This is a genomic window from Actinomadura fulvescens (assembly GCF_039533225.1).
Taxonomy (GTDB): domain Bacteria; phylum Actinomycetota; class Actinomycetes; order Streptosporangiales; family Streptosporangiaceae; genus Spirillospora; species Spirillospora fulvescens.
In genome coordinates, this window is the sequence record NZ_BAAATD010000001.1 from 1,219,479 (window position 1) to 1,234,195 (window position 14,717).

Consider the following 14,717-nt stretch of genomic DNA (forward strand, 5'->3'; position numbering starts at 1 on the left):
CGGGTCGGGGAGTGCGAACGTGAAGCTTCTGCTGCTCATGTCCGTGGCGGCCGTGTGTGTGGCCCTCAGCTTCGTGTGGAAGGAGCCCTGGATCGGCGGTGTCGGCCTCCTGGTCGCCTTCGTCGCCATGTTCACCGACCGCGACGATGTGCGCGTGGACGAGAAACAGACCTACGAGACGGACAAGTCCGTCCGCAACATGAGGAGCAGGCACCGCTGACGCCGTGCCGCCGGCGGTCCTGCTAGCGCCGCCCGGTTCCCTGCTCCCCGGCGACCTGCTGGTCCTCGGGAGAGGTGGCCGGAGGCGGCGGAGGCGGGGTGCCCGCCGAGTCGCGCGCGTAGCGGCCGAACGACGACCGCGACATCGGCCGCGTCGTCTCGTCGTCGTGGTCACCGGTGTGCCCGGCTCGCTCCTCGTCGCCCGTCTCGTTCAGCCGCGCCTCCTTGACGCCGACCACCGCGAAGCGGCCGAGCGCGAGCGCGGCGAAGAACACCGCGACGACGCCGAGCCCGGTGAAACCGGCGAGCTGTTCGGCCACCTGCTGCCCCTCGTCGCTGCCCAGAGGCGCACCGACGCCCTCCACGTCCCAGAGCGAGGCCACGATGCCGCCCACCGCGAACCATCCGCCGCCCAGGACGGCGATCCACGCGCCGACCATGGCGAACGCGCGGTTGGCGCTGAGCAGCACGATCAGGCCGCCCAGCCCCACGGCGACCGCGGGCGCGACGCTCAGCTGCAGGCGGTCGGTGTCGTAGACCCAGGGGTCGTCGGGCGCGAAGCCGAAGTCGGCGTACGGGCCGGCGAACGGCAGCAGCCCGCCCCACAGCCCGAGCAGCACCAGCATCGTGCCGCTCAGAACGCCCCGGGTACGCGGAACATGCATTGTCCCAGCCATGATCGGTCCTCCTGACCGGGCTTATGTGATTGTTTTGGGGGGCGTTTACCCCGGAGAGGCCGGTCCAAGCACGCCGAGCGGAGCACACGGACCAATCTCCGCAAAGTACGGCCGTTCCCACCGCACCGTGGCATCATGTGACGACTTGTGATCAATCAGTTGCGAGCGGTCACGGATGTGCGGATGGGTGGAGAGCTCGAACGGGCGGCCGAGGAGTTCCTGGGCGCGTTCTACGCGGAGAACCCGGCGGAGGGTGCCGCGGAGGGTGCGGTGGCGGCACGGTCGCGTCAGGTCCGGGAGGAGATCCGCCGCACCGGGACGTACCGGCACACGGCGGCGGAGCTGCGGTTCGGCGCGCGGGTCGCCTGGCGCAACAGCAGCCGCTGTATCGGCCGTCTCTACTGGCGCAGCCTGCGGGTCCGCGACCGGCGTGACGTGCGCGCGGCCCGGGACGTCGCGGCCGAGTGTCTCGCGCACCTCGGGGAGGCGACCGGGTCGGGGCGGATCAGGCCCGTCGTGACGGTGTTCGCTCCCGACCGGCCCGGTGAGCCCGGGCCGCGCATCTGGAACGACCAGCTGATCCGGTACGCCGGGTACCGCAGGGACGGCCGGACCGTCGTGGGCGATCCGCAGAACATCGAGCTGACGCGGACGGCTCGCGCGCTCGGCTGGACGGGCGGGCGCGGCACGGCCTTCGACGTGCTGCCCCTCGTGATCGAGACGCCGGGCGAGCCGGTCAGGTTCTTCGACGTGCCCGGACGGGCCGTGCTGGAGGTGGAGCTCACGCATCCGGACTTCCGCTGGTTCGCCGGCCTGGGGCTCCGCTGGCACGCCGTCCCGGCGGTCTCCGACATGACCCTGGAGATCGGCGGCATCTCGTATCCGGCCGCTCCGTTCAACGGCTGGTACATGGGCACCGAGATCGGCGCCCGCGACCTTGGCGACGAAGGCCGCTACGACCTGCTGCCACGGGTGGCCGAAGGGCTGGGCCTGGACACGTCGGACGAGGCGACGTTGTGGCGCGACCGGGCGCTGGTGGAGCTGAACGTCGCGGTGCTGCACTCCTTCCGGCAGGCGGGGGTGACCATCACCGACCACCACACCGAGTCGCGGCGGTTCCTCGCGCACGTGTCGAAGGAGGAGTCGGCCGGGCGGACGTGCCCGGCCGACTGGAGCTGGATCGTGCCGCCCATCTCCGGTTCGGCGACCCCGGTGTTCCACCGGCTGTACAACGACCGCGATCTGCGGCCCAACTACGTCCGCAAGGCGCGGGCGCACCGTACCCCGGCACGCTGAAGTCGCTTGGAGCATCTGCCAAGAGAAGGTCGCTTTCAGCTTGTATCTTCCGGCGTTAGTGCCATACAGGCCTCGCATCTGCGGCAGGTAACCTTGCCCCGTGACGACGTTCCGCATCAGTGAGGCAGCGGGCCTGCTCGGCGTCTCCGCCGACACCGTCCGCCGGTGGGTCGACGGCGGGCGGCTGGCGGCCGTCCGCGACGAGCACGGGCACCGGCTGGTGCCCGGCGTGGAGCTCGCGGCGTTCGTGCGTTCCCAGGCCTGGCGGAACGAACCGGGGGAGCACCGGGCCTCCTCGGCACGCAACCGGCTGCGCGGCATCGTCACGGACGTCATCCGCGACGGGGTCATGGCGCAGGTCGAGATCCAGGCCGGGCCGTTCCGGGTGGTCTCGCTGATGAGCCGGGAGGCGGCCGACGAGCTCGGGCTCGACGTCGGGGTGGTCGCCGAGGCCGTCGTGAAGTCCACCAACGTCGTCGTCGAGCTGGCCGGCTGACCTGAGGGGAGCACGCATGCCTGAGCGTGTCGGTGTGTCGAGGCGCGCCCGTGTCGCGAAGCGCCTCGCGGCCGTCGCGGCTCTGCCGCTGCTGGCCGCCGGTTGCGGTGACACCGGAGGGCCGCCGGGCGGTGGCACGACCCTCACGGTGTTCGCCGCGGCGTCTCTGACGGAGTCGTTCACCTCGCTCGGCAGGACGTTCGAGGCCTCGCACAAGGGCGTGCGTGTCCGGTTCAACTTCGGTGGCAGCTCCGGGCTGGCGCAGCAGATCGGGCAGGGCGCCCCGGCCGACGTCTTCGCGTCCGCCAGCCCTGCCACCATGAGGCAGGTCAGCGCGGACTCCCAGGTCTTCGCCAAGAATCACCTGGTGATCGCGGTGCCGAAGGACGGCGCGGGTACGGTGACGAACCTGGCCGACCTGGCTCGGCCAGGGCTCAAGGTCGTGGTGTGCGCGCGCCAGGTGCCCTGCGGGGCCGCCGCGACGAAGGTGTTCGAGGTGGCGGGGGTGCGGGTGCGGCCGGCTTCGCAGGAACAGGACGTCAAGGCCGTCCTGACCAAGGTAGGGCTGGGCGAGGCCGACGCCGGGCTGGTCTACCGCACCGACGTCAAGGCCGCCGGCGCCAAGGTGCGGGGCATCGAGTTCCCCGAGTCGGCCAAGGCGATCAACGACTATCCGATCGTGGCGCTGCCCAAGGCTCCGCACTCCGCGCTGGCCAAGGAGTTCGTCCGGCTCGTGCTGTCCGCGCAGGGCCAGGCGGTGCTGAGCCAGGCCGGTTTCGAGTCCGCGAGGCCCGGCTGATCCCATGCTGAGTACCAAGCCCGCCCGAACGGCCGAAACGCTTCCGGGCCGTCCACCCTGGATTCTGATCCTCCCGGCGCTGGCGGGGCTCGCTTTCCTGGTGCTGCCGCTGGCGGGACTGCTGGTCCGGGCGCCCTGGTCGACGATCGGCTCACGGCTGGCCGAGCCACAGGTCCTGGAGGCCCTGCGGCTGTCCCTGGTCACCGCGACCCTCGCCACCGGGCTGTGCGTTCTGCTGGGAGTCCCGCTCGCCTGGGTCCTGGCCCGGGTGCCGTTCCCGGGGTCGCGGCTGGTCCGCGCGCTGGTGACGGTGCCGCTGGTGCTGCCGCCGGTGGTGGGCGGCGTGGCGCTGCTGCTGGTCCTGGGCCGCCGCGGCCTGATCGGCGGCCCGCTGTACGAGACGTTCGGCGTTTCGCTGCCGTTCAGCACGGCCGGGGTCGTGCTCGCCGAGACGTTCGTGGCGATGCCGTTCCTGGTGATCAGCGTGGAGGGCGCGCTGCGGGCGGCCGACCCGCGCTACGAGGAGGCCGCCGCCACGCTCGGCGCCACCCGCTGGACGACCTTCCGCCGGGTCACGCTGCCGCTGGTGGCGCCCGGCATCGCGGCCGGAGCGATCCTGTGCTGGGCGCGGGCGCTGGGCGAGTTCGGCGCGACGATCACGTTCGCGGGCAACTTCCCGGGCCGCACCCAGACCATGCCGCTGGCCGTCTACCTGGCCCTGGAGACCGACCCGCAGGCCGCGATCGTCCTCAGCCTGGTCCTGCTGGCGGTGTCCGTCCTCGTCCTCGCCGCGCTGCGGGACCGGTGGGTGAACACCACGTGAGCGGCGCACCGGGGCTCGACGCGCGGCTGGTCGTCCGGCGCGGCACGTTCGACCTGGACCTGGAGCTCACGGCGGAGCCGGGAGAGGTCGTGGCGCTGCTCGGGCCCAACGGCGCGGGCAAGTCGACGGCGCTCCGGGCGCTGGCGGGCCTGGTGCCGACGCACGACGGGCACCTGCGCGTCGACGGGACGGACCTGCTCCCGCTGCCCCCCGAACGGCGCGGCATCGGGATGGTGTTCCAGGACTACCTGCTGTTCCCGCATCTGAGCGCGCTGGAGAACGTGGCTTTCGGCCCGCGCAGCCAAGGGACGCGCAAGCGGGAGGCGCGGCGCCGGGCCGCCGAGTGGCTGGCGCACGTCGGCCTGGCCGATCATGCAGGAGCGCGGCCCCGGACGCTGTCGGGCGGGCAGGCGCAGCGGGTGGCGCTGGCCCGCGCCCTGGCCGTGCGGCCGCGGCTGCTGCTGCTCGACGAGCCCCTGTCGGCGCTCGACGCCCACACCCGGCTGGAGATCAGGGCCGCGCTGCGCCGCCATCTGGCCGGGTTCGACGGCGCCGCCGTGCTCGTGACCCATGATCCGCTGGACGCGATGGTCCTCGCCGACCGGCTGGTGGTCCTGGAGCAGGGGCGGCTGGTGCAGGAGGGGCCGCCCGCCGAGGTCGCGCGGCGGCCCCGGACGGACTACGTGGCGCGGCTGGTCGGACTGAATCTTTACCGAGGTCATGCCGCCGGCGGAAGCGTCCTGATCGATGATGGTGCTATCAAGTTCGACATAGTGGACCAACTTGAAGGCCAGGTCTTCCTGGCTTTCGCGCCATCCTCGGTGGCGCTCTACCGGAGCCGTCCGGACGGCAGCCCCCGGAATCTCTGGCGGGCGCGGGTCGAGGCGATAGAAAGGCACGGCGACCGCGTCAGGATAAGGCTGGAAGGCCCGCCACTGGGAGCCGCCGCTGATGTCACGCCGGGGGCCGTCGCCGAGCTCGGGCTGAGCGAGGGCAGCGTCGTATGGGCGGCCGTCAAGGCCACTGAAACCCATGTCTACCCAGCTTGACGGGCTGTATGTCGAGGTAGGGGCGCATCCGGGGGAACGGGGCGCGGCACTGGGTGATTTCTCTCACAAAATCACCCCGCAACGCCTAATAGAGGGCTCTGAGTGGTCCAGACCAAATGGCAAAAACGCGGGTCCTTGTTCATGATGCAAAGATCCTGCGAACAGCTGAAGGAGTTGCCCGTGTCCAACCAGGTCGTCCCCGGCCTCGACCAGGCCCCGACCAGTCACACCGAACTGATTGACTGGGTGCGGGAGATCGCCGAGCTGACCCAGCCTGACCGAGTCGAGTGGTGCGATGGCTCGCAAGCCGAGTGGGAGCGCCTCACCGGCCTCCTCGTCGAGCAGGGCACTTTCAGACGCCTCAATGCCGAAAAGCGTCCCAACAGCTTCTACGCCGCCTCTGACCCCAGTGATGTGGCGCGAGTAGAAGACCGCACGTTCATCTGCTCCGAAAAGGAAGAGGACGCCGGTCCCACCAACAACTGGATCGCCCCGGCGGAGATGCGCACGACCTTCGACGGTCTCTTCAAGGGCTGCATGAAGGGCCGCACCATGTACGTGGTGCCGTTCTGCATGGGACCGCTGGGCGGCAACATCTCCCAGCTGGGCGTCGAGATCACCGACTCGCCGTACGTCGTGGTATCGATGAAGATCATGACCCGGATGGGCGAGGGCGCGCTGCGGCTCATCGAGGAGCGCGGCCAGTTCGTCAAGGCGGTGCACTCCGTCGGCGCCCCGCTGGAGCCCGGTCAGGCCGACGTGCCCTGGCCGTGCAATTCCGAGAAGTACATCTCGCACTTCCCCGAGACCCGGGAGATCTGGTCCTACGGTTCCGGCTACGGCGGCAACGCCCTGCTGGGCAAGAAGTGCTACGCGCTGCGCATCGCCTCGACGATGGCGCGGGACGAGGGCTGGATGGCCGAGCACATGCTCGTCCTCAAGCTCACCCCGCCCACCGGTGAGACCCGGTACGTGGCCGCCGCGTTCCCGTCGGCCTGCGGCAAGACCAACCTCGCCATGCTGGAGCCGACCATTCCGGGCTGGAAGGTCGAGACCATCGGCGACGACATCGCCTGGATGCGGTTCGGCGAGGACGGCCGCCTCTACGCGATCAACCCTGAGGCCGGGTTCTTCGGCGTGGCGCCGGGCACCGGCGACTCCACCAACGCCAACGCCGTGAAGACCCTGTGGGGCAACAGCATCTTCACCAACGTCGCGCTCACCGACGACGGCGACGTCTGGTGGGAGGGGCTCACCGACGAGCCGCCCGCCCACCTCACCGACTGGAAGGGCAACGACTGGACGCCGGAGTCGCAGACTCCGGCGGCCCACCCGAACGCCCGCTTCACCACCCCGGCCGGGCAGTGCCCGATCATCGCGCCGGAGTGGGAGGACCCCAAGGGCGTGCCGATCTCGGCGATCCTGTTCGGCGGGCGCCGCGCCACCGCGGTGCCGCTGGTCACCGAGTCGTTCGACTGGCAGCAGGGCGTGTTCCTCGGCGCGAACGTGGCGTCGGAGAAGACCGCCGCGGCCGAGGGCACGGTCGGCGAGCTGCGCCGCGACCCGTTCGCCATGCTGCCGTTCTGCGGCTACAACATGGGCGACTACTTCGGCCACTGGCTCAAGATCGGCAAGTCGGCCGACGCCGAGAACCTGCCCCGGATCTACTACGTCAACTGGTTCCGCAAGGACGCCGATGGCCGGTTCATCTGGCCCGGCTTCGGCGAGAACAGCCGCGTCCTCAAGTGGATCGTCGAGCGTCTCAACGGCCAGGCCGACGCGGTCAAGACCGCGATCGGGCACCTGCCCACCAAGGACGCCCTGGACACGAGCGGCCTGGAGATCGACGAGGCCGACCTCGACACGCTGCTGTCGGTCGACACCGAGGTGTGGAAGCAGGAGGCCGCCCTCGTCCCGGACCACTTCAACACCTTCGGCGACCACCTGCCCAAGGAGCTGTGGGACGAGTACAACGCACTGGTGAACCGCCTCGGCTAGTTCGCAGGAGCTGAGGAGGCCAAGGGGCCGCGTCCGCCGGGCGCGGCCCCTTGGTGTGTGCGGAGCGGTGTACGGGAGCGGGTGCCGCTGACTTTGCCCAACCCGGGATGAGGGCGACGTTTTGGGACGGTCGCTCAGGGCTACCAGTGGGTTACGGCCCCGCACCGACGCGCGGGGCGGGCAAGGAGCCGTCGATCCCGCGGGAGGTAGCGATGTTCGACCTCATGGCTCGCAACTGGTGGGTCCTGGCGCTGCGCGGCGCGTTCGCCGTCCTGTTCGGGCTGGTGGCCTGGATCTGGCCGGGCATCACCGTCTGGGCACTGGTCATCTTGTTCGGCGCGTACGCCCTGGTCGACGGGGCCTTCGCGCTGGTCGCCGCGTTCCGAGGCGGGACCGCGCAGTCCCGCGGCTGGCTGGCGCTGACCGGCGTCTGCGGCATCGCCCTCGGCATCGTCGCGATGGTCTGGCCCGCCATCACCGGCTTCGCGCTGCTGATGCTGATCGCCTCCTGGGCGATCGTCACCGGCATCTTCGAGATCTTCACAGCGTTCAGCCTGCGCAGGCAGATCGAGAACGAGTGGATGTACGTGCTCACCGGCGCCGTGTCGGTGCTGTTCGGTGTGCTGCTCTTCGTCTGGCCCGTCTCGGGGGCGCTCGCGGTGGTCTGGATGATCGGGTTCTTCTCGATCCTGTTCGGCGCGTTCATGATCGGCGCGGCGTTCCGCATCCGCAAGCTCGGCCAGGAGGCCGAGCGGCGCGGCGGGATGACCGCCGGAGGCGGCGCGTCGGCGGCCCCTTCCGGCTGAGGTGCGGACTTTGCCCAACCTGGGGGCGGTAGGGGGATTTCTCGCCGGTGCGCCCGGCTACGGGTGAGGTACCGACGCCGCAGAGGGGGTACCGCCGTGGCCAGCACGCCGTTCGGCTCCATGTTCAACGACCCGTTCCGGGGTTTCGAGCACCTGACGGGACGGATGTTCGGGGCACCGGAGTCCTGGCCGCCGCGGTCGGGCGGCGTGCAGCGGGTCGACATCGGGCGGCTGCTGAGCGAACCCGGCCGCGAGCTCATGGCTCAGGCGCTCGAACGCGCCGCGCACCGCGGCGCCGCCGACCTCGACGTGACGGATCTCCTCGGAGCCGCCGCGCAGACCGACCCGGCGCGCGGGCTGCTGAGCGTGGCGGGAGCCGACCCGGACGGCCTGCTGGCGCGGATCTCCGATCTCACCGGGGACGGTGTCCCCGGCGAGCCGCCGTCAACGTTGACCCCGGCCGCCAAGCGGGCCCTGCTGGACGCCCAGCGCGTCTCGCGCGCGCTGGAGAGCAGCTACATCGGGCCCGAGCACCTGCTGCTCGCCCTGGCCGCCAACCCCGGCTCCACCGCCGCGCGGCTGCTGGGCGCGCAGGGGGTGAGCGCCAACGAGATCCAGAACGCGGTGCTCGCGCAGCCCGACCAGGCGGGGGCCGTACGGGCGCCCGGCCAGGGACCGTCCGAGACCCCGACGCTGGACGAGTACGGCCGCGACCTCACCGAGGAGGCGCGCCAGGGCGCCCTGGACCCCGTCGTCGGCCGCGAGGAGGTGATCGAGCAGGCCATCGAGGTGCTGTCGCGGCGGACGAAGAACAACCCGTGCCTCATCGGGGAGCCCGGCGTGGGCAAGACCGCGGTCGTGGAGGGCATCGCCCAGCGCATCGTCAACGGCGGCGTGCCCGAGAGCCTCAAGGGCAAGCGCGTCGTCGCCCTGGACCTGACCGGCATGGTCGCCGGGTCCAAGTACCGCGGGGAGTTCGAGGAGCGCATCAAGAAGGTCATCGACGAGATCCGCGCGCACTCCGACGAGCTGGTGATCTTCATCGACGAGGTGCACACGCTGGTCGGCGCGGGCTCCTCGGAGGGCGGCATGGACGCCGCCAACATCCTCAAGCCCGCGCTGGCCCGCGGCGAGCTGCACGTCGTCTCGGCCACCACGATCGACGAGTACCGCAGGTACATCGAGAAGGACGCCGCGCTGGAACGGCGCTTCCAGCCCGTCTTCGTGCCCGAGCCGACCGTCGAGGAGACCGTCGCGATCCTGGCCGGGCTGCGCGACAAGTACGAGGCGCACCACCAGGTCCGCATCACCGACGAGGCGATCGACGCCGCCGCGCGCCTGTCGGACCGCTATGTCTCCGACCGTTTCCTGCCCGACAAGGCCATCGACCTGATGGACCACGCGGCCGCCCGGGTACGGCTGCGGTCGTTGTCGCCGGACGAGGACGCGCGCCAGCTGGAACAGCGGCTCGAAGCCCTGCACCGCGACAAGGACCAGGCGGTGGCCAGCGAGAACTTCGACCGTGCCAAGCAGCTGCGGGAGGAGATCGAGCAGCTCCGGCCGGAGCTGGAGCGGGCCAGGCACGGCCACGACGACGTTCCGCAGGTCGCCGCCGCCGACATCGCCGAGGTGGTGTCCAGGCTGACGGGCATCCCGGTCGCCCAGCTCACCGAGGAGGAGCGCGACCGGCTGATGCGGCTGGAGGAGCACCTGCACGAACGGGTGATCGGCCAGGACGAGGCGGTCGACGCGGTCGCCGAGGCCGTGCGGCGCGCCCGCGCCGGCCTGTCGGACCCGGACCGGCCCCAGGGCAGCTTCCTGTTCCTCGGCCCGACCGGCGTCGGCAAGACCGAGCTGGCCCGGGCGCTGGCGGACGTGCTCTTCGGCGGCACCGACCACATGGTGCGCATCGACATGAGCGAGTTCCAGGACAAGCACACGGTCAGCCGCCTGATCGGCGCGCCGCCCGGATACGTCGGCTACGAGGAGGCGGGCCAGCTGACCGAGGCCGTCCGCCGCCGCCCGCACGGCGTCGTCCTGCTCGACGAGATCGAGAAGGCGCATCCCGACGTGATGAACATCCTGCTGCAGATGCTCGACGACGGCCGCCTCACCGACGGGCAGGGCCGCACGGTCGACTTCAGCAACACCATCGTGATCATGACCAGCAACGTCGGCGCCCAAATGATCCTGGAGTCCGGTGAGGACACCCCCGAGCTGCGTGACCAGATCATGGACCTGCTGCTGCGCACGCTGCGCCCCGAGCTGCTCAACCGGATCGACGAGGTGATCATCTTCACCCGGCTGGACCGGGACCAGCTCCGCGAGATCGTGGACCTGCTGCTCGCCCGGACCCGGCAGCGGCTGGCCGGCCAGGACGTCGCCATGGAGGTCACCGACGAGGCCAAGGACTGGCTGGCCGAGGTCGGCCACAAGCCCGAGTTCGGGGCCCGGCCGCTGCGCCGGACCATCCAGCGGGAGCTGGACAACCGGCTCTCGCGCCTGCTCCTGGGCGGTGACATCGAGGGAGGCGACACCGTCACCGTCGACCACCGGACCGGCGACGACGGCCTCGACGTGCGGACCGGCGGCGACGCCGTGGGCTCCGTGGCGTCGGCGGGCTCGGCGACTTCGGCGGCTTCGGACGGCTCTGCCGCGCAGCTCTGATCATCGCCGCCCGGACGGGCGGGATCGGCGTTCCGGCGCAATAGCATGCACGGCATGACGCGGTTGGAACACAGGGTGCACGAACTGACCGTCGGCCAGCTGGCCGAGCGGAGCGGCGTCGCCGTCTCGGCGTTGCACTTCTACGAGTCCAAGGGCTTGATCAGCAGCCGCCGGACGGCGGGCAACCAGCGCCGGTTCACGCGGGACACGCTGCGCCGGGTCTCGTTCATCCGGGTCTCGCAGCGGGTCGGCATCCCGCTGAGCCAGATCAAGGAGGCCCTGTCGACCCTTCCCGAGGGGCGCACCCCGACCGTGGACGACTGGGCGCGGCTCTCGGAGACCTGGCGCGAGGAGCTCGACGAGCGCATCGCCCAGCTCCTCAACCTGCGCGACAGCCTCACCGAGTGCATCGGCTGCGGCTGCCTGTCGATCAACAAGTGCGCGCTCGCCAACCCGTACGACCGGCTCGGCGACGAGGGGCCGGGGCCGCGCCGCCTGCTCGTCCGGCACACGGACGCTCCCGGCCGCGCCCGGTCCGGCGGCGACGGCAACGGCGACGGCACGGAGGAGCACCACCGGGGCGGCAATTGCGACGCCGGCTCCTGTACCTAGCGCGCCCCAGCTGGCGGGCTCCCCTAGTGGCGCGGGCCGCCCGGTCCCTGGAACGACGGGTCGGTGCGGCGGGGCTGGGGCTCGCGGCCGTGCGGCTGGGTGGGCCGGGGCGGTGCGGGCGCGACGGGCATGTCCAGCTCGACGGGCTTGTCGCCCAGGGTGAACTGCTCGCCGTAGTGGACCAACGTCAGCTCCGGGCCTTCGAGCAGCTCGTACGACGTCGTGCTCGCCGTCACCGTCACGCGCAGCCGGCTGCCCCGGTAGCGCAGCCGGAACGCCAGGCGGCTGATCCCGCCGGGCAGGCGGGGCGCGAAGCTCAGCCGGCCCGCGCCGGCGCGCATCCCGCCGAACCCGGCGACCAGGCCGCTCCAGGCCCCCGCCATCGAGGCGACGTGCAGGCCGTCGCGGGTGTTGCGCGCGAGGTCGTGCAGGTCCATGAGCGCGGTCTCGGCCAGGTAGTCGTGCGCGAGGTCCAGATGCCCGACCTCGGCCGCGATCACCGCCTGCGTCTGGGCCGACAGCGAGGAGTCGCGCACGGTCAGCGCCTCGTAGTAGGCGAAGTTGCGCGTCTTCTCCTCGGCCGTGAACGCGTCGCTGCACAGATGCATCGCCAGGACCAGGTCGGCCTGCTTGATGACCTGTTTGCGATAGAGGTCGAAATAGGGGTAGTTGAGCAGCAGCGGGTAGTTCTCGCGCGGGGTGCCGGCGAAGTCCCAGCGGGCGTGGTTGGTGAAGCCCTCGTTCTGGGGATGCACGCCCAGGCGTTCGTCGAACGGGATCAGCATGGACCCGGCCGCGTCCCGCCAGGACGCCGCCTCCTCGGTCGTCACGCCGAGCTCCTCGGCGAGGTCGGGGTGCCGCATCGCCATCGCCGCCGCCTCCCGGAGGTTACGGCGGGCCATGAGGTTGGTGTAGACGTTGTTGTCGACCACCGCGCTGTACTCGTCCGGGCCGGTGACGCCGTCGATCCGGAACACGCCCTCCACGTCATGGTGGCCGAGGCGCCGCCACAGCCGCGCGGTCGCCACCAGCAGCTCCAGGCCGACCTCGCGTTCGAACTCCTCGTCCTGCGTGGCGTCCACGTACCGGACGACGGCGTCGGCGATGTCGGCGTTGATGTGGAAGGCGGCCGTGCCCGCGGGCCAGTACCCCGAGCACTCCTGGCCCCGGATCGTGCGCCAGGGGAACGCGGCGCCCTCCAGCCCGAGCCTGTCGGCGTGCTCGCGGGCGAGCGGCAGCGTCATGTGCCGCCAGGCCAGCGCGTCGGCCGCCGCGGACGGATGGGTGTAGGTGAGCACCGGCAGGACGAACGTCTCGGTGTCCCAGAACGTGTGCCCGTCGTAGCCCGGCCCGGTCAGGCCCTTCGCCGGGATCATCCGGCGTTCGGCGCGGGCTCCGGCCTGCAGGATGTGGAACAGCGCGAACCGCACCGCCTGCTGCACCTCGGCGTCACCGTCGACCTCGACGTCCGCGCCGCACCAGAACTCGTCGAGGTAGGCGCGCTGCTCGGCCAGGAGCCCGTCCCAGCCCGCGTGCCGGGCACCCGCGAGCGCCGCGACGACCTGGTCGTGCAGCGCGGGCCGCGACCGCTGGCTGGACCAGCCGTACGCCAGGAACTTGACGATCCGCAGCTTCTCGCCGGGCTCCAGCCGTGTCGCGATCGTCATCCGCCCGACGTCGGGGAAGCTCTCGCAGTCGACCGCGATCCGGTCGCGTCCCTCGATGTGGTGGGCCATCCCGGCGGCCATCCGCAGGCCGCTGGCCTTGGTCCGGTGGACCAGGATCGCCTTGGTGCCGTTGGTCTGGTGTTCCTCGCTCACCAGCGGCGACTCCAGCGCCGCCGCCACGCGCGGGTCCTTGCCCATGTCGGGCAGCGACTCGTTGGCCACGAGCTCGGACTGCACCACGATGCGGACGGGATGGCCGACGGGCTCGACCTCGTAGCAGATGGCCGCGACCGCCCGCTGCGTGAGCGAGACCAGCCGCACCGAGTTGATCCGGACGGTGCGGTCGGCGGGGGACGTCCACTCGACGGTGCGGGTGAGGGTCCCGGCGCGCATGTCCAGGGTGCGCTCGTGCGCGTGCAGGCGGCCGTAGCGCACGTCGAACGGCTCGTCGTCGACCAGGAGCCGGATGAGCTTGCCGTTGGTGACGTTGATGACGGTCTGGCCGGAGTCGGGATAGCCGTAGCCGGCCTCGGCGTACGGCAGTGGCCGCTGCTCGTAGAACGAGTTGAGATAGCTGCCGGGCAGCCCGTGCGGCTCGCCTTCGTCGAGGTTGCCGCGTAGGCCGAGATGCCCGTTCGACAAGGCGAAGACGGACTCGGTCTGGGCGAGGCGGTCCAGCCGTAGCTCCGGCTCGCGCACGCACCACGGCTCTACCGTGAAGACGGGCCGGTCGATGGCGGGGCCGTCCTCCTGTTTCCGGTCGCTCAACGGCCCCCCTCGGGCTGGTCGGTCTCCACCAGTTCGGACAGGTCCGACACTACGACGTCGGCGCCGTGTTCGGCCAAGGCCGCCGCGTGCCCGGGACCCACCCGGTTGACCCCGACCACCATGGCGAACCGGCCCGCGCGTCCCGCCTCCACGCCGGCCAGCGCGTCCTCGAACACGGCCGCCCGATCGGGCGCGACTCCGACCGCCTCCGCGCCGGCCAGGAACATGTCGGGGGCCGGCTTGCCCGGCAGGTCGCGTTCCTGCGCCACCACGCCGTCGACCCGGGCGTCGAACAGGTCGGTGATCCCGACCGATCTCAGCACCTGGAGGGTGTTGGCGCTGGACGAGACGACGGCGGTCCGCAGGCCCGCCTTCCGGGCCGCCCGCACGTAGTCGAGCGAGCCCTCGAACACCTCGACGCCCTGCTCCTCGATCAGCTTCAGCACCAGCACGTTCTTGCGGCGTCCGAGCCCGTACACGGTGTCGGCCGCGGACGGGTCGTCCGGCGTGCCCTCGGGCAGCGTGATGCCCCGCGACGCCAGGAACGAGCGGATGCCGTCCTCGCGGCGCTTGCCGTCCACGTACTCGACGTAGTCGGTGCCGGGATCGAACGGCACGAACGGCTCGCCGGTCACGGCGGCGCGCTCGCGCAGGAAGGCGTCGAACATCTCCTTCCAGGCCGCCGCGTGGACCGAGGCCGTCCGGGTCAGTACCCCGTCCAGGTCGAACAGGCAGGCCTCGACCTGCTCCGGCAGTCCCAGCACGCCGTCTCCCTCCCGTTCGGATGGCCGCCCCACGATCTGACTTCTCCCCAGGGAAGACAAGGCCATGCACCGGGGT

At 71.4% G+C, this 14,717-nt stretch carries 13 protein-coding genes; 10 read left to right on the top strand and 3 right to left on the bottom strand.

The features are described 5' to 3' along the window. Nucleotides 1–19 precede the first annotated feature (19 nt). Nucleotides 20–220 carry a hypothetical protein gene (locus tag ABD333_RS05740; protein WP_344538315.1) on the top strand — a complete coding sequence of 67 codons (201 nt, stop codon included), beginning with the start codon at nt 20–22 and terminating at the stop codon, nt 218–220. Nucleotides 221–242: 22 nt separating this feature from the next. Here the strand turns inward: ABD333_RS05740 and ABD333_RS05745 are convergent, their stop codons facing one another. Further along, a complete protein-coding gene (locus tag ABD333_RS05745) occupies nt 243–896 on the bottom strand; it encodes a hypothetical protein (protein ID WP_344538317.1) in 654 nt (217 codons plus the stop codon). A gap of 183 nt (nt 897–1,079) precedes the next feature. Between ABD333_RS05745 and ABD333_RS05750 the strand changes: the two genes are divergently transcribed. The 9 genes from ABD333_RS05750 to soxR all read left to right on the top strand — a co-directional run bounded on the left by ABD333_RS05750 (nt 1,080) and on the right by soxR (nt 11,442). After that, nucleotides 1,080–2,192, top strand: coding sequence for a nitric oxide synthase oxygenase (locus ABD333_RS05750; protein WP_344538319.1), 1,113 nt, complete (start codon nt 1,080–1,082; stop codon nt 2,190–2,192). Between the two features lie 100 nt (nt 2,193–2,292). Then, a complete protein-coding gene (locus ABD333_RS05755; RefSeq protein ID WP_344538321.1) occupies nt 2,293–2,688 on the top strand; it encodes a TOBE domain-containing protein in 396 nt (131 codons plus the stop codon). 16 nt (nt 2,689–2,704) lie between these two features. Further along, nucleotides 2,705–3,487: a molybdate ABC transporter substrate-binding protein gene (gene modA / locus ABD333_RS05760; RefSeq protein WP_344538323.1), complete on the top strand. Its 783-nt coding sequence runs from the start codon at nt 2,705–2,707 to the stop codon at nt 3,485–3,487. Between the two features lie 4 nt (nt 3,488–3,491). After that, the gene (locus ABD333_RS05765) at nt 3,492–4,310 is read left to right on the top strand and encodes an ABC transporter permease (RefSeq protein WP_344538325.1); all 819 of its coding nucleotides are present in this window, start codon (nt 3,492–3,494) and stop codon (nt 4,308–4,310) included. Continuing rightward, entirely contained in the window at nt 4,307–5,359 is a 1,053-nt protein-coding gene (locus ABD333_RS05770) for an ABC transporter ATP-binding protein (protein ID WP_344538327.1), read from the top strand. Before ABD333_RS05765 ends, ABD333_RS05770 begins: the two co-directional genes overlap by 4 nt. A 180-nt stretch (nt 5,360–5,539) precedes the next feature. Then, nucleotides 5,540–7,357, top strand: a complete 1,818-nt coding sequence (locus tag ABD333_RS05775) for a phosphoenolpyruvate carboxykinase (GTP) (protein ID WP_344538329.1) — start codon at nt 5,540–5,542, stop codon at nt 7,355–7,357. 212 nt (nt 7,358–7,569) lie between these two features. Further along, nucleotides 7,570–8,163, top strand: coding sequence for an HdeD family acid-resistance protein (locus ABD333_RS05780; RefSeq protein ID WP_344538331.1), 594 nt, complete (start codon nt 7,570–7,572; stop codon nt 8,161–8,163). 120 nt (nt 8,164–8,283) lie between these two features. After that, nucleotides 8,284–10,830: an ATP-dependent Clp protease ATP-binding subunit gene (locus ABD333_RS05785; protein WP_410557277.1), complete on the top strand. Its 2,547-nt coding sequence runs from the start codon at nt 8,284–8,286 to the stop codon at nt 10,828–10,830. A gap of 54 nt (nt 10,831–10,884) precedes the next feature. After that, nucleotides 10,885–11,442, top strand: coding sequence for a redox-sensitive transcriptional activator SoxR (gene soxR / locus ABD333_RS05790; protein WP_410557252.1), 558 nt, complete (start codon nt 10,885–10,887; stop codon nt 11,440–11,442). A 23-nt stretch (nt 11,443–11,465) separates the two neighbouring features. Here soxR and ABD333_RS05795 read toward each other — a convergent pair whose 3' ends face one another. Then, nucleotides 11,466–13,877 (bottom strand): glycoside hydrolase family 65 protein, encoded by a 2,412-nt coding sequence (locus ABD333_RS05795; RefSeq protein ID WP_344538336.1) that lies wholly within the window; start codon nt 13,875–13,877, stop codon nt 11,466–11,468. Next, nucleotides 13,874–14,641, bottom strand: a complete 768-nt coding sequence (locus ABD333_RS05800) for a beta-phosphoglucomutase family hydrolase (RefSeq protein WP_344538338.1) — start codon at nt 14,639–14,641, stop codon at nt 13,874–13,876. The genes ABD333_RS05795 and ABD333_RS05800 overlap by 4 nt, the downstream gene beginning before the upstream one ends. Nucleotides 14,642–14,717 lie beyond the last annotated feature (76 nt).